This window comes from Candidatus Spechtbacterales bacterium (genome assembly GCA_040879145.1).
Classification (GTDB): Bacteria; Patescibacteriota; Minisyncoccia; order Spechtbacterales; family 2-12-FULL-38-22; genus JAWVZY01.
In genome coordinates, this window is the sequence record JBBDKX010000024.1 from 1 (window position 1) to 17,820 (window position 17,820).

Consider the following 17,820-nt stretch of genomic DNA (forward strand, 5'->3'; position numbering starts at 1 on the left):
ATTAGTTTTTATTATACCAAATAAAAACACCGCTTTTGCGATGTTTTTCAAAGATTTCAATTGAAGGCGCGTAGCTAAACTTTCTTTTAAGCAGTTAGTGTAGCCATGAACCGTAAGTAGTAACTCTCGCAATCCTAATTCAAGACATTAATATATAAATGTGAGATTTTCACCCCGCACCACGCGCAGTGCGGGACAGGGATTTGCGCTATATATATGTAGCGATTTTGATATTTGGATGCAGTGCGAGGAAGCGATGAGGAGCGGAATAAGGCGTAGGTGGTAACTACGTCGTTGAGCACCGCAACCGCTGACGAAGCAATGCGCCAAATAGGAAATCGCCTTACCTTATTTACGAATGTAAAATTACCATTACATCTCCGTCTCGAACAATATACTCCTTCCCCTCCGTCCGAATCCATCCTTTTTCTTTAGCTGCCGCCCAAGCGTTTACCCTTCCGTAGCCTTCGGGCGAAGGAGGGCCTGCTTCAAGCAACTTATCCCATTGAATAACCTCGGCACGAATAAACTTTTTTTCAAAATCTGTATGTATCTTACCCGCTGCTTCGGGAGCTCTGCTCCCCTCTTTACATGTCCACGCGCGGGTTTCATCTTCCCCTGTTGTTAAAAATGTTATTAATTTCAATATTTTATACCCCGCGTTTACCAGTTCCGAAAGCCCACTCTCCCCTAAGCCCAGCTCCTGCCGTTCTTCTTTTGAAAGGTCTGCTGAATCTAATTCCTCGCGCACATCCATCTTTACATATGCCGAACCAAGTTTATTTACGTAAGCTACTAAATCTTCGCTAATATCGTCCCCTTTTGAATTAAACAAAAAGAAGTAAGGTTTTGATGTTAAAAGTTGCAAATCTTTTACCACCGCGTGAAATTTTTCACTAACATCTTTACCTTTTAAAAAGTCTGCAACATGCACGTTATTATTCAAAGATTCTTTTAGCTCCTGTACAACAGCTAACTCTTCTTTTGCCTCTTTGTCCCCCGTGCGCGCTTTGCCCTCTACTGTATCCAATCTTTTTTCAACACTTTCAAGGTCTTTTAATGCAAGTTCTGTCCGCAATATCTCAATATCCCGCAAAGGGTCTACTGAGTTTTCGACATGCTGAATATCGTCTAACTTAAAAGTTCTTACAACGTATAATATCGCATCGGTTTCGCGTATGTTTGCTAAAAACTTATTACCCAATCCTTCTCCTTTATTGGCGCCTTTAACCAGACCCGCGATATCTGTAAATTCAATAGCTGTCGGTACTTTTTTTGCCGAATTTGAAAGCGTTGCCAATTTATCCAAACGCTCATCAGGCACCTCAACTACACCCACATTCGGGTCTATTGTGGCAAAAGGGTAATTTGCTATCTCTACCTGTTTTTTGGTTAACGCCGTAAATAATGTTGATTTACCTACGTTCGGTAAACCAACAATTCCTATACTTAGCATAAATTTTTATTTTGGCGAATTACTCCGTGCTTCGTTTTCATTCGTACTCGCCAAGTGTCTACTTTATCACAAAAGCCGTGCAAATGCACGACTTCTCCCAAAAAACGGACCACAACCGGATATCAATTACAGTGGGGGGCCTAACGGGAATTGAACCCGTGTCGCACGGACCAGTATTACAACTTAAATGCAGTGGGGGGCCTAACGGGAATTGAACCCGTGTCGCACGGACCACAACCGTGAGCTTTACCACTAAGCTATAGGCCCCCCACTGCATTTAAGTTGTAAACACACAACCGTGAGCCTGTCCTCTAATTAACAACTGAAATACGCTTTAGAAAAACGAGAATGAGCCAGATTCGCGAAACGACGACGCAGGAGTGGTTTAACACCACTTCAAGGAGGAGTGACAAAGAAGATGGTTTATTCTCGTTTTTCCCAAGGGGCGGGCGGATATTATCCATATTCTTTGTTTTCGTCGCTCATGCACATTTGTGCACTTCACTCCTCAGGCCTCGAATATGGATAATATACGCTCCGCTAAATGAATTTCAGTTGTTAATTAGAGGGCCGACCACTAAGCTATAGGCCCCCCACTGCAATTGATTAAAAACAACCGTGAGCCTGTCCTCTCATAAAGAAATAGAATCCATCTGGAACACTTTCCTTATTCTGCTCTTTGTCTCCCCGGCTGGACTCGAACCAGCAACCTACAGTTTAGAAAACTGTTGCTCTATCCTGTTGAGCTACGGGGAGAAAATATCCAACAGAGTGAACCTGTTAGTTTACATATACATATAGGTAAAACCGCTGGAAAAACTTAAACGCTATAAATTATACCTTAAAAGTTTAAAAAAATCAAACACCAGATACAAGAATCTTAAAAGGGATCCGGCACAGAAGAGTTAACAGATCCTGTTCGCCTGTTTTCTATAAAACTCAGGACATCTTCAAACACAGACATGTTTACCTTTTTTACAGATACAAAAACACTGTAATCCTCGCCCGTTAAAACATAAACATTTTGATAAAAATAGTAACTACCTATAAGCAGTGCCAACACCGCTCCAAAAAGAAATATAACAGTGAAGTGTTTAGCTAAAAAAACCGGAAGTGTTTTTTCAACACGCTCTATATCTTCTTTTTTAAGTTTAAATTTTAGGCTTTTAAATTGCATGTTTTATTGTAAATATATTTTAAGTACTACATTTGTGCTTATTAGACCACCGTCCCCCTCTTTGCTCATACTAACTTGTTTGATGCTTATCAAGTACGGCGTTGACTTTAAGCCCTCAAAAAAACCGAAAACTCCCGCAAAAGTCCCTTGTAAATTAACAGAAAAATCTATTTCTACAACCTTGCCTGTTTTTGAATCTTTTATCTCATTTGTACTTCTGACAGAATAAGTATTACCGTTAGCCAAAGCTATTCCCTCTATTTCTTGTATAAATTCCAATTTATCACCCTCCGTAAGCAACAAGCCTTTAACAGTTTCTATATCCGAGTTTATTTTTTCAATCTCTTTGGCAAGATCATTTTTTAAATCCGCCTTTTGTTCAACCTCGCTTAGCGCCCTGCTGTTTGCCACATAATCACCCTGCGTGGCATGCAGTCCCGACAACAAAAATTGCCACAACACAAAGATACAAAGAACAACAACCCCCGCAAACACCCCTAAAGCAGTAAATAATTTGTTTTTGTTTTTTTTCATCCTATTTTTCTGTGCTTTCCAGTTTAAGGGTAAATTGAAAATCAATATCTTCGGATTTTAATAAATTTGACAAAGGCCCCTCTACCTCCTTAAAAAGACTGCTTTCTTCAAGACTGCTTTGAACTGCTATAACTTGTGTCCGCTGCTCTGCGTGTCCGCTAATGAACACAGACCCTGCAGAAGAGTTGAATGTTAAAGAGTTTAATTCAACACCGCCAGAGACAGCATAAGCTATATCGCTGATGATTTGCGCAATATCGTGCTTATCACTGTTTTTTATATCTTGTATCTTCAAAAGAAGCTGATTAAACTCGTTTATCTCTTTTTCCAGGTCACGAGCTTCGGCTGTTTCTCTCAAGCCTGAGATATTCTCTATATTTTGCTTAAGCGCGTTATTTTGTATGCTTAACACCTGAGTATTTGCAAATATTGTTATACCGAATATCAGCATCCAGATAAAAAAAACAACGCTTCCAGCATACAACAAGCGAACATTTACAATGTTTTTTATATTGTCTTTAAATTTTTCGGGAAGAAAATTAAAATTATTCATATAATTCTTTAAACGCGCCCTCTGCTCCCTTAAGAGCCAGCCCTATGGCAGTTGTGTAGCGCACAGACTCCTCATAACTTAGTTCGGGTGTTTCCTTCAAAGGGTACGGCAAAACATTAACCCAGGGGTTTACGGGCTCAACCTGCTTTTGCAAAAGCAGGCTCAACTGTTTTACGATGCCGGGAAGCCGGGCGCCTCCACCGGAAATAATTAGCTTTTCAACATCGTGAGCGTTACTCCCCTGTTCTTTTAGTGAGTCTTGTAAAAAACCCATATAATTATTAACCGAATCAGCTAATCGTTCAAAAATAGGATTTAATGCTTCCTCTATTTTTTTTCCATATTTTGGATCCTTTAACAACCTCGGATCCCAGCGCAGTTGTTGAGCTTTTTCAAGTTCCAGTCCCAAAGACTTAGCTATAGATTCTGTCGCCTCATTCGTAGAAAAGTTAACGGAACCTGTTAATACAACTGAATTTTTAGAAAAAGTTATAAGGCGTGTTCGGTTAGCCCCTATCTCTGTTATAATAACCGCCTTATCTGAACTTCCCTTTATGGCGCTTCGGCTTATGGCTATGACTTCGGGCTCAATAACAACCGGCCGTAAGCCCGCGTCAGTTAAAAGATCGGCATAAGAATCTACCACATCCTTTCTTGCCGCCCCAACAAGTACGTCTGTGTGGTCATTTTCATCATGTAAATTCAACACCTTGTACGATAAATATGAATTATTTGCCTGTATGGGTAGATTGCGTTCAGCTTCAACCATAACTGTGCTTTCCAGCTCTTTTTTATCTAATATGGGGATGCGAATTGACTTAAGAAAAACCTCTTCATCCGGAAGAGAGGCTACAACATACGGAGACAGCCCTTTACCGCGATGCTTGCTGAGTTCTTCTTTTAAAACTTGTGCTACTTCAGACGGTTTTTTTATCTTACCGCCCTCAATGGCGCCTTTTGGAAAAAGACCCTCTCCAAAAACAGCGAGGTCGTAATTTTTGTTCTTTTTTTTCAGCTGGACGAATTTGAAGGATGAATCCGACATATCCAGCCCAAATGCTGATGGAATTATCTTCATTTTATATATAAATGGTAAATGTTTCCTTAGTACTATTGTATCATTATTTTACTTACTGCTCTTCCCAAGATTTAATGGTGAACCCTCCCGCGGGCCCGGAGGAAAAATTTAAATTGGCTAATCCTGTAGTATATTGCAAGACCGCGTTATTGTCCAAAAATATTTTCCAGGCAGTAAGCTGTACTACCTCCACGTTATTGTGTAAGTATGTCAATCCGTCCGCCGCGTAAAAAATCACGCCGGAAGCATTGTTGTGAAGGTCTATAGCCGCGTCGTGATGAGTGCAGTCTCCGCTACCATCTCCACGGCAGGCAACAGTACTCAGCAACATAAGATAACTATCCGGATCGCCGGATCCTGCAAATGTTCCGTTATTTTTAATGTGTATCCATCCATCTGTTATTATAACACCCGAATCTCTGCCATACGAAGAGTCAAGCTGTATAGATCCCCCATTGCTGATATCTATATTTCCTTTAACCCAAACGGTGCCTGTTAGGGTAATGGTAATATTGTTTCCCAAAAGCATATCGCCTTCAATGACGCCGGGCCCTATTGTGTCGTCATCACCAGGGTCATAGTCGCCCGCGGAAATTATTCCGCCGTCTTCGGCATCCTCTTTCCAGTCGTTTATTGTGTCATCCGATATAGGCAGATCTACGGGAGGTATCTCTTCTTGTTGCTCTGTCACATCTCCGCCCGCAGGGCAGTCGTCAACCCCGCCGCCGGTTACATACGTAATGTCTCCGTCCACACTGCAGTCCTCCAGCTCATAGGCCTCCGCGTTGCCGCCGATTTCTAAATCTTTAATTTTGTTGCCGTTGACGGCGACAATAACATCACCCGTAACTATAGCGCCACTGTCGCCGTCAACCGAACCGTTAGAATATACGCTTCCTATAATTTCGCTGTTGTCGTCCATCTCAAGACCACCCTCTCCGACCTGGGCTCCGTAGTTGAAGGAGGCTCCGGTTGTGTTGCTTTCCACCACGACTTTTAATTCCCTTATTCTGCCGGAACTATCTCCTTTCGAAACAAGCTCATCGCCCCCCGAGATGCTTTGGACCTGGATCTCGGCCGAGGCATCTCCCACATTTAAGGTGTAGGGCGCAGTATAACTCTTACTTGAATCCAGATAGCGCAAAAGAACATCCTCTATTCCTGCCTCCGAAGCGTAAAGCGCCTGCTCGCTCATGCCAAAATTTCTTGCTGCTTCAAGCCTGTTTAAAAACACAAAAACAAGAGATAGTGCTATTGTAGACCCTATAAACATTACTATTATAGTCATCCCCAAAGCTATGACACCTTCTTCTTTTTTGTTAACCTTAATCATAAAAATAATTTAATAATTGCGCATCTGGGTAAATGATTGCACGCTGTGTGACAAAATATCACCGGAACCACCCGGATTATACTCAAGGGTAAGAGCTGTTAAAATACCGTCCTCCGTACCGTCTTCTAAATAAACTTTAGAAAAATCAAGACTGGCAACCACAATTCCCCCCGATGTTAAACACTGTATGCCTGTATTTTCTTTTTTAATACAAAGACGCTCATTAGAATCAACAAAAATATCTAAATAAGCCTGTGTTTCACCCGGATATCCCGCCTTTTTTGACAACAAGCTTAACTGTCCCGGATCCGAAACAAAGTCCGATGTCGCGTCGTATATATCACTGGAATGGCGTATCTGAAAGTCTATAGCATGCATGGCACTTATCGTGTTATTTATAAGCTTATCCTTACTCCCTCCACGACTCTGAGAATTAACAGCACCTAATAAAAACTGGAACAAAAACATAATAACCATAGCCAAAAGCGCTGTATACACAATAAGCTCCATAAGAGAAAAACCTTGGCTATCTTCCGGCTTTCGGCTTCCGATTTTTAAGTATTTAAAAAAAATATTTATTTTATCCATGGTTACACAAGCTGAAAGCTGACAGCTAACAGCTAAAAGCTATTCCATTATCTATAGTTTTGCCAGTTAGTTAAGTAGGATTCCAGTGTTACTGTTCTTGAATCCCCGCCCGGTCGTGCCCACCGCACAAAAACATTCGCCTTCAAGGTATCCACGTCACTTGTTCCGCTTGTTGCTATGTCATCACTTGAGTCACGAAACACCTCTTCAAACTCCACCCATCTTGTATATATACCCACCGGGCCCGGATTTGTTGCAACCAATTCCCACCGGTCAGATACATTAACCCGGGGGTAATAAGCGGTAGAGTAGCTAAGTGTGGAAACATTGTCCCAATTGCTATCGCGAACACTTCTTACAGATTCCATGGTTTCTCTTGCTAAAATATACGCCGAGGCATCCTGTTCCGCTAAAATCTGTACCCTCTGTTGTAAAAACAAAACCTGCATAATACCTATAAAAGTTGTTGCCAAAACAGCTATAACAACTATCATTTCAACAATACCAAAACCACGCTCACCTTCGGCTTTACCGTAAAACACAGAACATAGGACATGGAACAATTTTTTCCCTTTTGTTTTTTTATAGTTTTTTGTTATATGTTTCATGCTGTGTGTTACATGATTTATCTATAAATCATACTTAATATGCTAAACCCTTTGGTTGGCACGCCTCCGGCGTCATAATCCACAACATCTACAGTGTCTATATCAACACCTAAAGAGAGGTCGTTATCATCTCTATTTCTGTGTACAGACAAAATAGTGTCGTTATCATCTATATATAGACTATGCACCCTTATATGCTCTTCATTGCCTGATATGTCTATGGTTTCTTCCCAGTTAAAAACCGTGGAACTTCCATTCATAAAATCATCCACCGCTATATTTTCAACATGAGTTCCGCCGTCAAAAGTTAGTATCAGATTTGTAGAATTTCTTAAGCTAAAACCGAGGTCAAATTCAAGGTGTCTGGAGTCTGTAACAGTCGGACCTTCTTGTGAATACATCCTAAAGCTAAAATCATACTGATCGGCGGGACCGAGCTGTTCTCCATCGTCAGATGGATTATTATTAGCGCCAACATATCTCCAAGCGTCTCCATCGGCGTAGGCGGGAGGAGCAGAAGCCGCGTGTTCATATCCCCAAATTATTGTGCCCTCCGCTCCGGAGGCAGCTATTGTTGAATTTGGCAGTGAACGCAGACGCATAAAATATGTTGTGGACGGCTGTAACTCAACCGAAGAGGGAAAAATAAATTGCACCCAAGATAGCACGGATGGCAGTATGTCGCCGTCTACAATCAAACTTTTACCTATAACATTTCCGGTGGTACTGCCCTCTCTAATCTCTAAAAAGACGTCTGAAAACTCGGAGTCTACATCATCATCATTATAGCGCAGATAAAGATCTACCCTGCTCGCATACACCACATCAGAACCAGCTGTAAAACTTTGTGCCGGATCGCCCACAGCGGAATCTGAAGGAAATGACGCAAGATTAGAATCTGAAAGCCCGTCAACATATTCAATATCCGAAGGAATGCACAGCTCCGGACTATTCAAAATAGTTACATTACCCGTGCTGTCAATGCAAATAACACTTCTTACTGATGAATCTCCTTTCCTTGCTACTTCAACGAATCCTGAGTTAGTGGTATATCCTGAAAGCCTGTCAAAAACTACATCTAACCCACCGCCCGCAAACTGAACGTTTATAATCTCCACCGAAGCATCCAAATTATTAGTTTCGTTGTCCGGATCCATAGAATCAAAAGTGTTGCCAAAAAACAAGGTGTAAGTTCCCGCACCTGCGTCAAAATAAACTCCGTGGGAAGAAAAGTCCTGCGCGGCAAGAGTTCTGTTTTGCGCAAGGCGTAAGACGCTTGCTATTTTTTGCGCGTCCGTATCTACACCTACATCATGCCTTAAAGAAAAGTATACTCCTGTAGATATCATAAACAGGATAGTAGCAACGGATAAAACAACAAGTATCTCTACTATTGTAAAACCCTGCGTATTTTTGTTTTTTAAAAATATCTTCATTAGAAAATAGGAAATTAAGCACTTCCAAGCATGCCGTATATGGGCTGCATTATAGAAATAGCAAAAAATCCGACAGCTCCCCCAATAAAAAGCATTAGTATTGGTTCTATTATTGAAGACATGTTATCTGTAGTGTCCGAAACCTCTCTCTCATAAAACTCCGCGACGCGACTCAATAAATCTGAGAGTTTTCCGGATTCCTCCCCTACTTGTATCATTTCCAACATCAAAGGAGTATAAAGCTTAGAGTAACCATCCAAAACCTCATAAAGATTTTTTCCTTTCTTTACTTCTTCTGTAGCACTCTCAAGTGATTCACGGTAATACACATTATTTAGAGTTTCAGAAACTATGCCGAGCCCTTCCAAAATGGGGACACCTCCGGATATAAGAGAGCTAAGTGTTCTGGCAAAAGCGGCATTGTTTATTTTATGAGATAATTCTTTAAAAAGAGGTATGTGCAACACCAAAAAAGATAAACTCCTTTTTCCGTTTTCGGTGCTAAGAAATTTTTTAAGTAAAAATATAAAAAAGGGCAATGCCGCTAAAACAGCCCACCAATATACTGTCAGAAAATCACTTACTGTTATTATTGCCTGTGTGGTAACAGGCAAATCTACACCCAAGTCTCCAAAAATTGACTTAAGTTGAGGGACAACCATTATCATCATTAAAATCCCTATTCCTATCATGGCTATTATAATAACAGCCGGATAAACCATGGCACCCCTAACTTTAGACCTAAGTTCGTGTTGTTTTTCAAGTTGTGAGGCCAAAACCTCAAGCGTGCCGTCCAAATTACCGGAAACTTCTCCGGCCTTTACCATGCTTGAGTACAGAGTCCCAAAAATCTTTGGATGCTCTGCTACCGCGTCGCTAAAATTCTTTCCCGACTGAAGGTCTTTGCTTATCTTTTTTATAGTCCTTTTAAAGGTGGGGCTCTGAGACTGTTTTTCCAAAACCTCAAGAGCGCGTGAAATATCTATGCCACTGGATATCATAACTGAGAGGTTTCGTGAAAACATCATTTTCTCTTCCAGAGAAACTCCTTTTATTTTTTCAACAAAAACATTTAAATCCAGTTTGGCTAATTTCTGTACACCGGAACCGCTGTTTTCACCATCATCACCCATAACTTCTACATCTATAAGATAAAAACCCTCATCGCGCAAAGCACGGGCAAGGTCAAGCTGGCTCGCAGCTTCCGTTTCCCCTTCTCTGGTTTCTCCTTCAGGATTTTTTGCTTTGTATTTAAATAACATTTTGTTTCGCTACCTGTCTGCGTGCGTGCCGCACGCACAGGCAGACGCTCACAAAATAACCGCTGATATATGCTGATTTTGCGGATTTTGTGCAGATAGCTCTGCATTAATCTGCTTTTATCCGTATTAATCCGCGGTTTTAAGCGAGCTTATTCACTAGTTACTCTGAGTATCTCTTCCAGAGTTGTTATCCCTTGAACCGCCTTCATAACGCCGTCCTCTAACATTGTTAACATGCCCTCCTTCTTTGCCTGTTCTTCTATCGCGTCTGTGGTGGCGCTTTCGTTTATTAATTTTTTAATAGACTCGCTAACCTCAAGAACTTCAAAAATCCCCATCCTTCCACTGTACCCATCCGGACAATTATCAGACGGCTTAGGTTTATAAAATTCTATAGATTCCCATGTATCACTTTTTCCAATAACCTTTTCTTTTTTCATTACCTCCAAAAGCCTGTCTAAATTCACACTCTTACCCAAAGACTCTACCTCTTTTTTAGATAATTTATATTTTTCTCTGCCGTCGGGACATAATTTTCTAACAAGACGCTGTCCTATGGCAATATTAAGAGTTGATGATATCAAAAAAGGCTCCTGGTCCATGTCCATAAGTCGTGGCATCGCTCCCGCGGCGCTATTGGTGTGTATGGTAGATAATACCAGGTGTCCGGTTAAAGCGGCATTTATCGCCAAACTCGCGGTCTCATTATCGCGAATCTCTCCCACCATGATAATATCGGGGTCCTGACGAACAAGCGCGCGTAACCCATTGGCAAATGTAAGCCCGATTTCGGGTTTAATTTGGGTCTGGTTAATTCTGGGCATTCTATACTCTATAGGATCCTCAACGGTAGAGATGTTTACACCCGGTTTATTTAATATATCTAACACTGTATACAAATTCGTTGTTTTACCTGATCCGGTGGGACCCGTAGCTAATATCATACCTAAGGGTTTTTGCATCGCATGTTGCAATCTCTCAAGAGCCTCTCCCCTGTAACCCCTCTCCTCCAAGTTAGAACCTTTGGAGCCTTCGGGTAAAAGACGTAGTACCACTTTTTCTCCATCATAAACAGGGAGCATGGAAACACGGAATGAAACCCTTGAATCATCGGTTTTTATTGTAAAACGTCCATCCTGGGGAAGGCGGTGTTCGTCTAAGCGTAAATTACTCAAAATCTTTATTCGCGCGACAACCCCATCCTGAACTTTTTTGGGCAATATCATGGCATCATGCAATATTCCATCTATTCTGTAACGAACCAAAACATCTTTTTCTTCAGGTTCAATGTGTATATCACTTGCCCGCTGTGATATTGCGTGGCGCAATATGGAGTCTACAATTCTTATTATAGGAAGCTCTTCGGCTTCTTTTTTAAGATCTTCTTTTTTGGGGACATCTTTTGCTACATCGCCCTGCAGTCCTTCTGTTGTAATACTTTCATTTAATTCAGATTCTTTTTCTTCAGATCCTACCAATCCTTCAAACTCTTTTTCAAGACTCTTTTCGTACAATTTTAAAGCCTGCTTAATTCCTTCGTGGCTCGTATAGCGCGGAATTATATTAAGTCCTGATTTTTTTCTAATAAAATCTACAGTCTGTATATCCGTAGGGTCTGTCATTGCGACATCCAAATTATCCCCATCTCTTTTGTAGGCTATAATGTTGTTTTTGCGGGCAATTGGCTCGGGGATTATATGCAGAACCTCGGGCAGAATCTTCTGTTTTGTAAGATCCAAATACGGAACACCCGCTATATATGCCCTAAGCGAAGCTATCCTCTCTTCATCTATTAGCTTTCTGGAAAGCAGGACATCGCTAAGCGGCTTTTCTTTGTCTTCCGCCTCTTTAAATGCTTTTTCCAAATCAGGTTTTTCAACAAGATTAGCGTCTTCTATAAACGCCCTCAGTTGTTTGTTGGTAATGCGCATATTTTATTCGTGTAGTACATTTTTTATCTTCTTTACCACCTCTTCCATCTCATAGTTTGCTTTTACTAAATATGTAGTAGCCCCGGCATCAAGCACTCTCTGTATGTCCCTGCTTTCCTCAAGATTGGTAAGCACTATGACAGGTATGTGCTCCAGCTCTTCACTTTTCTTTAACTCTTCCAAAACCTCAAATCCATCCTTTTTGGGAAGTATGAGGTCAAGCAATATAAGGTCGGGTTGTTCTTTTTGAGCAGTTTCCAAACCCAATTCCCCGTCAAGCGCGGTGAGTATCTCATAACCCTCTTCTTTTAGACGCTCCCCAAGAGTCATCTGTAGGTATTCTTCATCTTCTATAAACAAAATTTTTCTTGCCATGTTTTTTGTGTTGCGAGTTTTAATCTCGCAAAAACAGTTACTAATGTTAACGCTAAGTTCCTAAAACAGCTTCTATTTTCTTAAGCACATCCTCCAGGTCGTAATTTGCCTTAACAAGGTAAGCAGACGCGCCCGCTTCAAGCGCGCGGGATATATCTCCAAGTGATTCTAAGTTGGTAAGTACAATTACTGGTATGTGTTTTGTAGTTTCACCCGCTTTAAGAGATTTTAGAACCTCAAATCCATCCTTTTTTGGAAGTATGAGGTCAAGCAGTATAAGGTCGGGGTTATTTTTCGTTACTTGTTCAATAGCACTCTCGCCATCCATTACGCCTGTTACATCATACCCCTCTTGAGTAAGTATTTCCGTAAGAGATCTTAACAAAACTTCTTCATCCTCAGCAAACAATATTTTTTTTGACATTTGATTATTCCGCGAAAACCTTGCGGCTTTAATTATATAAAAGTTTTTTTACTCTTCCTTTGTCCTGTTGGAACTTCAAACCAAAAAGTTGAGCCCTCGTCTTCTTTTGAAGAAAAACCTATCGCCCCTCCCATTTGTTCAACCACAGCTTTGGCTATGAAAAGACCTATCCCTGTTCCGTCGCTTTGATGTTTGGCAATATTTTTTGAACGAAAAAACTTTTGAAATATTAATGCTTGCTCTTTCTTGGGAATACCCACACCATTATCCTTGACCTCAACGCGCACCTTTTTATCCTCTATTAAAAAGGCTTTTACCTCAACGTCCCCCTCTTTTTTACTGTATCGTATAGCATTGTCTACAAGATTATAGATAACAACCCCTACGTAAACTTCATCTCCATAAACTTTAAGCTCCCCGTTATGAGGAGGATTGAAGTTTAAGTTGATATTACTTGACTTTGCCAAGGGAGATAGAGAATCAACCACCTTCTTTATTAACTCCGCTACATCTAACTCATTCTGATTTAAAAATAACTCGCCCTTTTCTATTCTTGAAATATTTAAAAGATCGTTAACAAGTTTTATCATTCTTTCGTTATTATAATGAACAAGATCCAAATACTCTTTCTGTTTCGGGGTTAAATCACCCAACCTGTTGCCCATTAAAAGATTCAAAGACCACTTTACTGCGGATGAGGGAGAACGCAACTGGTGTGAGACTATACTCACAAACTCTGTCTTCATCCTATTTGCGGTAGCCATTTTCTCAAAACTTTGAACTATTATGCTTCCCGGTACAAATATAACAAGCGCGACTAACGCGACTAACAGAGCTGCAAAACCTTCCTCAGTAAACCCTTGTGAAATCTCGTAGGTTGCTAACATTCCTACTATGGTAAGAATACCCATTACCAAAAAAAGGAAGTTAGGGCAAACCCAAACACTTAATCCATACTCCTTGCATTCACGCCAAAAAAAGATCTGATCTATAATTTTTTCACGCCTTGTCTTCATTTTTTCAGTATACCAAACAAAAAACCTCTAAGCGAGAGGTTTTCTGTGGAATAAGCTAAAGTTCAGGTTCTTAAAAAGGAAGTGGCGGTTCATCCTCTGCGCCTCCGGTGTCCTCTATGGGAGGGGTAGTATCAGGTTGTAGCACATCCTCCAGCGCTCCACGCCCACTTCTTAAATTATTCAATATTCTTTCGACCAACTGATTGCCCGGATTATCCTGAGACAAACGCTCAAATTGTCGTATGGCATCCTCTCCTCTGTTCAGCTGGTTGTACGTTAAGCCCAAATAATACCTAGCGTTGGCAAACTGATCTGATGCCAAAGAAATAGAGCGCTCCAATTCAACCACCGCTTTTTCAAATTCATCATTTTGATAATAAAGCAGTCCTAACTGAAATGCCATATTTGGATCACGGGGAGCAATTCTTGCCAATTGCTCGGTTTCTATAATTGCCTTATCCAGTTCCCCCAATCGCTGATAAGCCGAAGCAAGCAGAAAACTTGCTGATATGTAGTCTGGCTTCAACCTTAGTGCTTCTTCAATATATTCAACAGACCTATTTAAGGAAGCTGTTCTTTTGTTCACAAGTTCCTGTTCTAACTGCACAGAGCTATCTTGTCCTTGAGTAAGTGCTGAAAGTTGATTTTGCAAAACGTAAGCATTAGTCAGGTAGACTCGCGCGACAGCTAAAGGAAGAGAGGGATTATTTGGATCCAAAACCCGCGCCTCTTCGTATGCGTTTACAGCGAGTTCAGCTGCGCCATCCACAAAACCTATAAGATTTCCATACACAACGCCGAGTTGTTCCCAGTTTTGAACATCTTTTGGGTTTAGCTTGGTGGCTTTAGTGGAGACTGAAACCGCCGCGCGAAGCGTATTTTCAAACTGAGTACTTATTTCCTGCTCTGTAAGATCCTCACTGTTTATAATTTCTCCCAGTCTTAGCACAAGCGCCTGGGATGTAACTCTCAGGATTGAATCATCCGAAGAATTTGTATCTAAAGCTCTTTGCAGTTTGTCTATTGCCTGATTCAAATCTTGATTTTCTTGATAATTTTTTACAGCCTGGGCAAGATAAACCTGTGCAACATATCTTTGTCCCAAAATATAAAGACCTCCAAATGCCCCGCTAATTACTAAAAGAGCAGCCAAAGAAGAAATTATCATAACTTGTGGTTTTTTGGTCATATCAAGTTTAATACCAGCCACGGCTCCGAGTTTTATCAACGAACTCAAAGCAACTCCCATAGCCATAAAAAGAAACAGGTGTAAAACAACGTTGCCCTTATATACAAACATGGCTGCAGCCAACACTGCGGCGACCCCTATGGCCCCCAGGGCGATGCCATTCAAAAAGTTGTCCTTGGAGTCTTTTTTAGATGTTAACCTGCTCGCATAAAAAGAACCCTTTAGGGAACTTACAAAAAACATACCTAAAAATATTAAGACGAGAAGCACTGCGGGGATTCCGAGTGTTGATATGTATGTAGATAAAGCCGAGTGTCCCTGTCCAAATCGCACTCCCCAAAAATCTGTCTGATTAATCTCCAGTGGTCTGTGCAGAGAGTAGTTATAAGCAAATGTTCCGGGACCCGTTCCAACCGCCCACCTTCCCGCAGACATAGATTTACCGGCGATATCTACTGTTCTATCTAGGGACAGGCCAACCTCCGCTGTGTTCGCAATAAATGTAGGAAATTGCGCCCCGACAATTATAAAGAAGAGAGAAATCATTATCATTCCAAAGGGAATAAACAGGGGTTTCAGTGTCGCGTCTTTTTTTGCCACCATTTTAGAACCCGCAACCAAAACTGTTAAAACAGCAGCTATTGCTATGGCCAACCATATGCTCCACAAATTAATTTGCAAAAGAATTAACGTAAAAAACAAAGCTGTGGTCCAAAGAATAACACGCACTTTTTTATTGTCTACGCGTACTGTATTTAAAAAAGTTAAAACAGCGACTAAGGCAGCGGCTAAAAGAAACCCAAACGCAAATACGCTACCCACCGGATTGAACCCGACATCTTTTGAAAAACTAAAAGGAAAAATAAAAATACCCACCAACTGTAAAACAGAGATCACAGAAACCAAAACCATACCTGCCAAATAAAAAACAGATAAGGTTTTAATACTCTTAACGCTCCGCAGAGATACCACTCCGGCAAAAAAGGCTACTACATACGTACCTACCCAAAAAACAGAGTCCGGAGTTGTGCTAAAAAAACTTATGCTTCGCGCCTGAGAAAAAAGACCTGCTAACAAAACTGCTATGAAAACAGCTAACGCTGTTATGCTTAGGTGCTTTGGTGGAAGCGTAATTTTACCTGAAGCCAGAAATTTGGCAAGCACATATATAAGCAGTGCTATAAGCAGGGTGCCCGCAAAAAGTTGCTTATTTATACCTACCGGAGACAGTGTTGCGGTAAGAAAAAAGGTTGGCATCAAAAAGACCAACGCGTAAAGCGCCATTTTGTCAAAGGTCCAACTCTTTTTGCTTTTTAGTTTACTATTTTGTTCTTTTTGCATATGTTTTTTATTGTAACTTACTATTATTTATAATGCTATCTTATAATTTTAAATCTCAACACCTTCGCCTTCCTCCTCTCCATCTTGATTTTAGAGGGATCACATACACAGGTTCAACCTGTGTATGTCCGACCTTACGGTTCCGAAACAATCGCATACACAGGGCATACACAGGTTGAACCTGTGTATGCCTCCTATTCGCTTATATCCGCACTGTTAACTTTCTTAGACTCTTCTGTGCCATCTGGCTCCTCCTGCGGAACTTCCTCTATAACTTCTTCTGTAGTTCCGCTAATCCCTTCATCTTGGATTTTCGGGGTATCCGCCCCGACCGGGTCAAGTGACCCGGCTTCTTCCCCCTCAGCAGAATTTTCAACCTCTTCCTGCAACTCTTCGCTCTCTTCAATTCCTGTAACGCCTACTACCCAGTAATCAAGATTTACCGTATTAAGCGGAGTGCTATTAAAGTATATGGTAAATTCCCCGCTATCTAAGTCCAGCCAGTAGCGCGTTGCCGGCGCGTAATCTCCGCGCAAAGTTACAAAAACCTTAGAATCCTTATTTATATTATCATTCTTTATTATAAACATGGCATGTCCGTCTTCCTCAGATATCTGCAGATTATCTGTTTTAATCTCTACAGACCCTACTGTTGGGTCTTTTTTAAAAGCCGGAGGTGACGCGTCAATAACAAGTTCCCGTACAAAAAGCTTTTCCATAAACAACTCTTTAAACGCCAGGATGCCGTCCTTCAGTTTCAGTCCGGCCACACGGTATAAGTCCTTAAAAGAAGCGATCAGATCAGCAGATAAAACTGTCTCTTCAGCGCTTACAGATGTTGTTATCTGCAATTCTTTTTCGGAGCGCAGCTCTTCAATTTTTATATCCAGCTCCTGTATTGCTTTTATGGTAACAATGCTCGCGTTATACGGGTCAAGCTGGAGGATTTCCGAACCATCGGGCAAGTATTCGCCACTTCCCTGTACTGCGTCAGGGAATACTTCGGCAAACTCCTGGGCGATAAAGTTGTAATATACCCTATTTTCAATCTCTGGGTGTAATGTCAAATATTCATCGGTGTAGCGAAACTTCACAGGGTTAAGCTGGGTCAAAAATTCCAATCCCTCCGCCGAACTAATATCTGTTTTAATGCGTTTATCCGAGTTTGACAACCAATCGCCGGCAGTTGCCTTTGATGCCGCCCCCTCTACCTCCAATTTGTTCGTAGATGACATCCTCCCGATGCCGACGTTGCCCCCTTCTTCCAGTGTCATGACCTGCGCGCCACGGACAAAGAAGGAGGCAAGGTCAGTTCCTGTTCCCCGCACCCGGATGGAGAAGCGGTTGGTGGCGCCCTCGTGGATGCTCAGGGCATCCGTGTCGTCAGATCCCTGAATGGTTAATGCTCCGGTTAGTGTTCCTCCTGCAAGCGGTAGATAGTTTGAAGCAGTTATAGTATCTGAAATTTCAGAGTCTCCCCATGTAAAGCCGAGAGTTCCTGTTCCTGCGAGTTCTCCCT

Annotated in this window: 16 protein-coding genes and 2 tRNA genes; all 18 read right to left on the bottom strand. The window is 41.4% G+C overall.

Features of this window, described 5'->3' with window-relative positions; all coding sequences use genetic code 11:
• Nucleotides 1–352: 352 nt before the first annotated feature.
• The gene (ychF, locus tag WDZ40_02800) at nt 353–1,456 is read right to left on the bottom strand and encodes a redox-regulated ATPase YchF (GenBank protein ID MEX0877765.1); all 1,104 of its coding nucleotides are present in this window, start codon (nt 1,454–1,456) and stop codon (nt 353–355) included.
• Nucleotides 1,457–1,649: 193 nt separating this feature from the next.
• Nucleotides 1,650–1,723, bottom strand: a tRNA-His gene (locus tag WDZ40_02805).
• A gap of 415 nt (nt 1,724–2,138) precedes the next feature.
• Nucleotides 2,139–2,212 (bottom strand) — tRNA-Arg (locus tag WDZ40_02810).
• A 124-nt stretch (nt 2,213–2,336) separates the two neighbouring features.
• Nucleotides 2,337–2,633, bottom strand: coding sequence for a hypothetical protein (locus WDZ40_02815; GenBank protein ID MEX0877766.1), 297 nt, complete (start codon nt 2,631–2,633; stop codon nt 2,337–2,339).
• Nucleotides 2,634–2,636: 3 nt separating this feature from the next.
• A complete protein-coding gene (pilO, locus tag WDZ40_02820) occupies nt 2,637–3,167 on the bottom strand; it encodes a type 4a pilus biogenesis protein PilO (protein MEX0877767.1) in 531 nt (176 codons plus the stop codon).
• A gap of 1 nt (nt 3,168) precedes the next feature.
• Nucleotides 3,169–3,720: a hypothetical protein gene (locus tag WDZ40_02825; GenBank protein ID MEX0877768.1), complete on the bottom strand. Its 552-nt coding sequence runs from the start codon at nt 3,718–3,720 to the stop codon at nt 3,169–3,171.
• Nucleotides 3,713–4,798 (bottom strand): type IV pilus assembly protein PilM, encoded by a 1,086-nt coding sequence (gene pilM, locus WDZ40_02830; GenBank protein ID MEX0877769.1) that lies wholly within the window; start codon nt 4,796–4,798, stop codon nt 3,713–3,715. Before pilM ends, WDZ40_02825 begins: the two co-directional genes overlap by 8 nt.
• A 52-nt stretch (nt 4,799–4,850) precedes the next feature.
• The gene (locus WDZ40_02835) at nt 4,851–6,131 is read right to left on the bottom strand and encodes a hypothetical protein (protein MEX0877770.1); all 1,281 of its coding nucleotides are present in this window, start codon (nt 6,129–6,131) and stop codon (nt 4,851–4,853) included.
• A 9-nt stretch (nt 6,132–6,140) separates the two neighbouring features.
• Nucleotides 6,141–6,719: a hypothetical protein gene (locus WDZ40_02840; protein MEX0877771.1), complete on the bottom strand. Its 579-nt coding sequence runs from the start codon at nt 6,717–6,719 to the stop codon at nt 6,141–6,143.
• Nucleotides 6,720–6,766: 47 nt separating this feature from the next.
• Nucleotides 6,767–7,327 (bottom strand): type II secretion system protein, encoded by a 561-nt coding sequence (locus WDZ40_02845; protein MEX0877772.1) that lies wholly within the window; start codon nt 7,325–7,327, stop codon nt 6,767–6,769.
• Nucleotides 7,328–7,344: 17 nt separating this feature from the next.
• The gene (locus WDZ40_02850) at nt 7,345–8,763 is read right to left on the bottom strand and encodes a prepilin-type N-terminal cleavage/methylation domain-containing protein (protein MEX0877773.1); all 1,419 of its coding nucleotides are present in this window, start codon (nt 8,761–8,763) and stop codon (nt 7,345–7,347) included.
• 14 nt (nt 8,764–8,777) lie between these two features.
• The gene (locus WDZ40_02855; protein ID MEX0877774.1) at nt 8,778–10,025 is read right to left on the bottom strand and encodes a type II secretion system F family protein; all 1,248 of its coding nucleotides are present in this window, start codon (nt 10,023–10,025) and stop codon (nt 8,778–8,780) included.
• Nucleotides 10,026–10,174: 149 nt separating this feature from the next.
• Nucleotides 10,175–11,956: an ATPase, T2SS/T4P/T4SS family gene (locus tag WDZ40_02860; GenBank protein MEX0877775.1), complete on the bottom strand. Its 1,782-nt coding sequence runs from the start codon at nt 11,954–11,956 to the stop codon at nt 10,175–10,177.
• Nucleotides 11,957–11,959: 3 nt separating this feature from the next.
• On the bottom strand, nt 11,960–12,331 hold the full coding sequence (locus WDZ40_02865; GenBank protein MEX0877776.1) for a response regulator: 372 nt from the start codon (nt 12,329–12,331) through the stop codon (nt 11,960–11,962).
• Nucleotides 12,332–12,383: 52 nt separating this feature from the next.
• A complete protein-coding gene (locus WDZ40_02870; GenBank protein MEX0877777.1) occupies nt 12,384–12,755 on the bottom strand; it encodes a response regulator in 372 nt (123 codons plus the stop codon).
• Nucleotides 12,756–12,787: 32 nt separating this feature from the next.
• Nucleotides 12,788–13,771 (bottom strand): HAMP domain-containing sensor histidine kinase, encoded by a 984-nt coding sequence (locus tag WDZ40_02875; protein MEX0877778.1) that lies wholly within the window; start codon nt 13,769–13,771, stop codon nt 12,788–12,790.
• A gap of 70 nt (nt 13,772–13,841) precedes the next feature.
• Nucleotides 13,842–16,301, bottom strand: a complete 2,460-nt coding sequence (locus WDZ40_02880) for a tetratricopeptide repeat protein (protein MEX0877779.1) — start codon at nt 16,299–16,301, stop codon at nt 13,842–13,844.
• Between the two features lie 194 nt (nt 16,302–16,495).
• Nucleotides 16,496–17,820: tail fiber domain-containing protein (locus WDZ40_02885; GenBank protein MEX0877780.1), on the bottom strand; the 1,325-nt coding region annotated here is incomplete at its 5' end.

Excerpts from the sequence above, each read along its gene's own strand:
- pilM (MEX0877769.1), bottom strand. The coding sequence starts at position 4,798 with ATGAAGATAATTCCATCAGCATTTGGGCTGGATATGTCGGATTCATCC.
- WDZ40_02845 (MEX0877772.1), bottom strand. The coding sequence starts at position 7,327 with ATGAAACATATAACAAAAAACTATAAAAAAACAAAAGGGAAAAAATTG.
- WDZ40_02880 (MEX0877779.1), bottom strand. The coding sequence starts at position 16,301 with ATGCAAAAAGAACAAAATAGTAAACTAAAAAGCAAAAAGAGTTGGACC.
- WDZ40_02840 (MEX0877771.1), bottom strand. The coding sequence starts at position 6,719 with ATGGATAAAATAAATATTTTTTTTAAATACTTAAAAATCGGAAGCCGA.
- WDZ40_02850 (MEX0877773.1), bottom strand. The coding sequence starts at position 8,763 with ATGAAGATATTTTTAAAAAACAAAAATACGCAGGGTTTTACAATAGTA.
- WDZ40_02865 (MEX0877776.1), bottom strand. The coding sequence starts at position 12,331 with ATGGCAAGAAAAATTTTGTTTATAGAAGATGAAGAATACCTACAGATG.
- WDZ40_02835 (MEX0877770.1), bottom strand. The coding sequence starts at position 6,131 with ATGATTAAGGTTAACAAAAAAGAAGAAGGTGTCATAGCTTTGGGGATG.
- WDZ40_02860 (MEX0877775.1), bottom strand. The coding sequence starts at position 11,956 with ATGCGCATTACCAACAAACAACTGAGGGCGTTTATAGAAGACGCTAAT.
- WDZ40_02815 (MEX0877766.1), bottom strand. The coding sequence starts at position 2,633 with ATGCAATTTAAAAGCCTAAAATTTAAACTTAAAAAAGAAGATATAGAG.
- WDZ40_02870 (MEX0877777.1), bottom strand. The coding sequence starts at position 12,755 with ATGTCAAAAAAAATATTGTTTGCTGAGGATGAAGAAGTTTTGTTAAGA.
- ychF (MEX0877765.1), bottom strand. The coding sequence starts at position 1,456 with ATGCTAAGTATAGGAATTGTTGGTTTACCGAACGTAGGTAAATCAACA.
- pilO (MEX0877767.1), bottom strand. The coding sequence starts at position 3,167 with ATGAAAAAAAACAAAAACAAATTATTTACTGCTTTAGGGGTGTTTGCG.
- WDZ40_02875 (MEX0877778.1), bottom strand. The coding sequence starts at position 13,771 with ATGAAGACAAGGCGTGAAAAAATTATAGATCAGATCTTTTTTTGGCGT.
- WDZ40_02855 (MEX0877774.1), bottom strand. The coding sequence starts at position 10,025 with ATGTTATTTAAATACAAAGCAAAAAATCCTGAAGGAGAAACCAGAGAA.
- WDZ40_02825 (MEX0877768.1), bottom strand. The coding sequence starts at position 3,720 with ATGAATAATTTTAATTTTCTTCCCGAAAAATTTAAAGACAATATAAAA.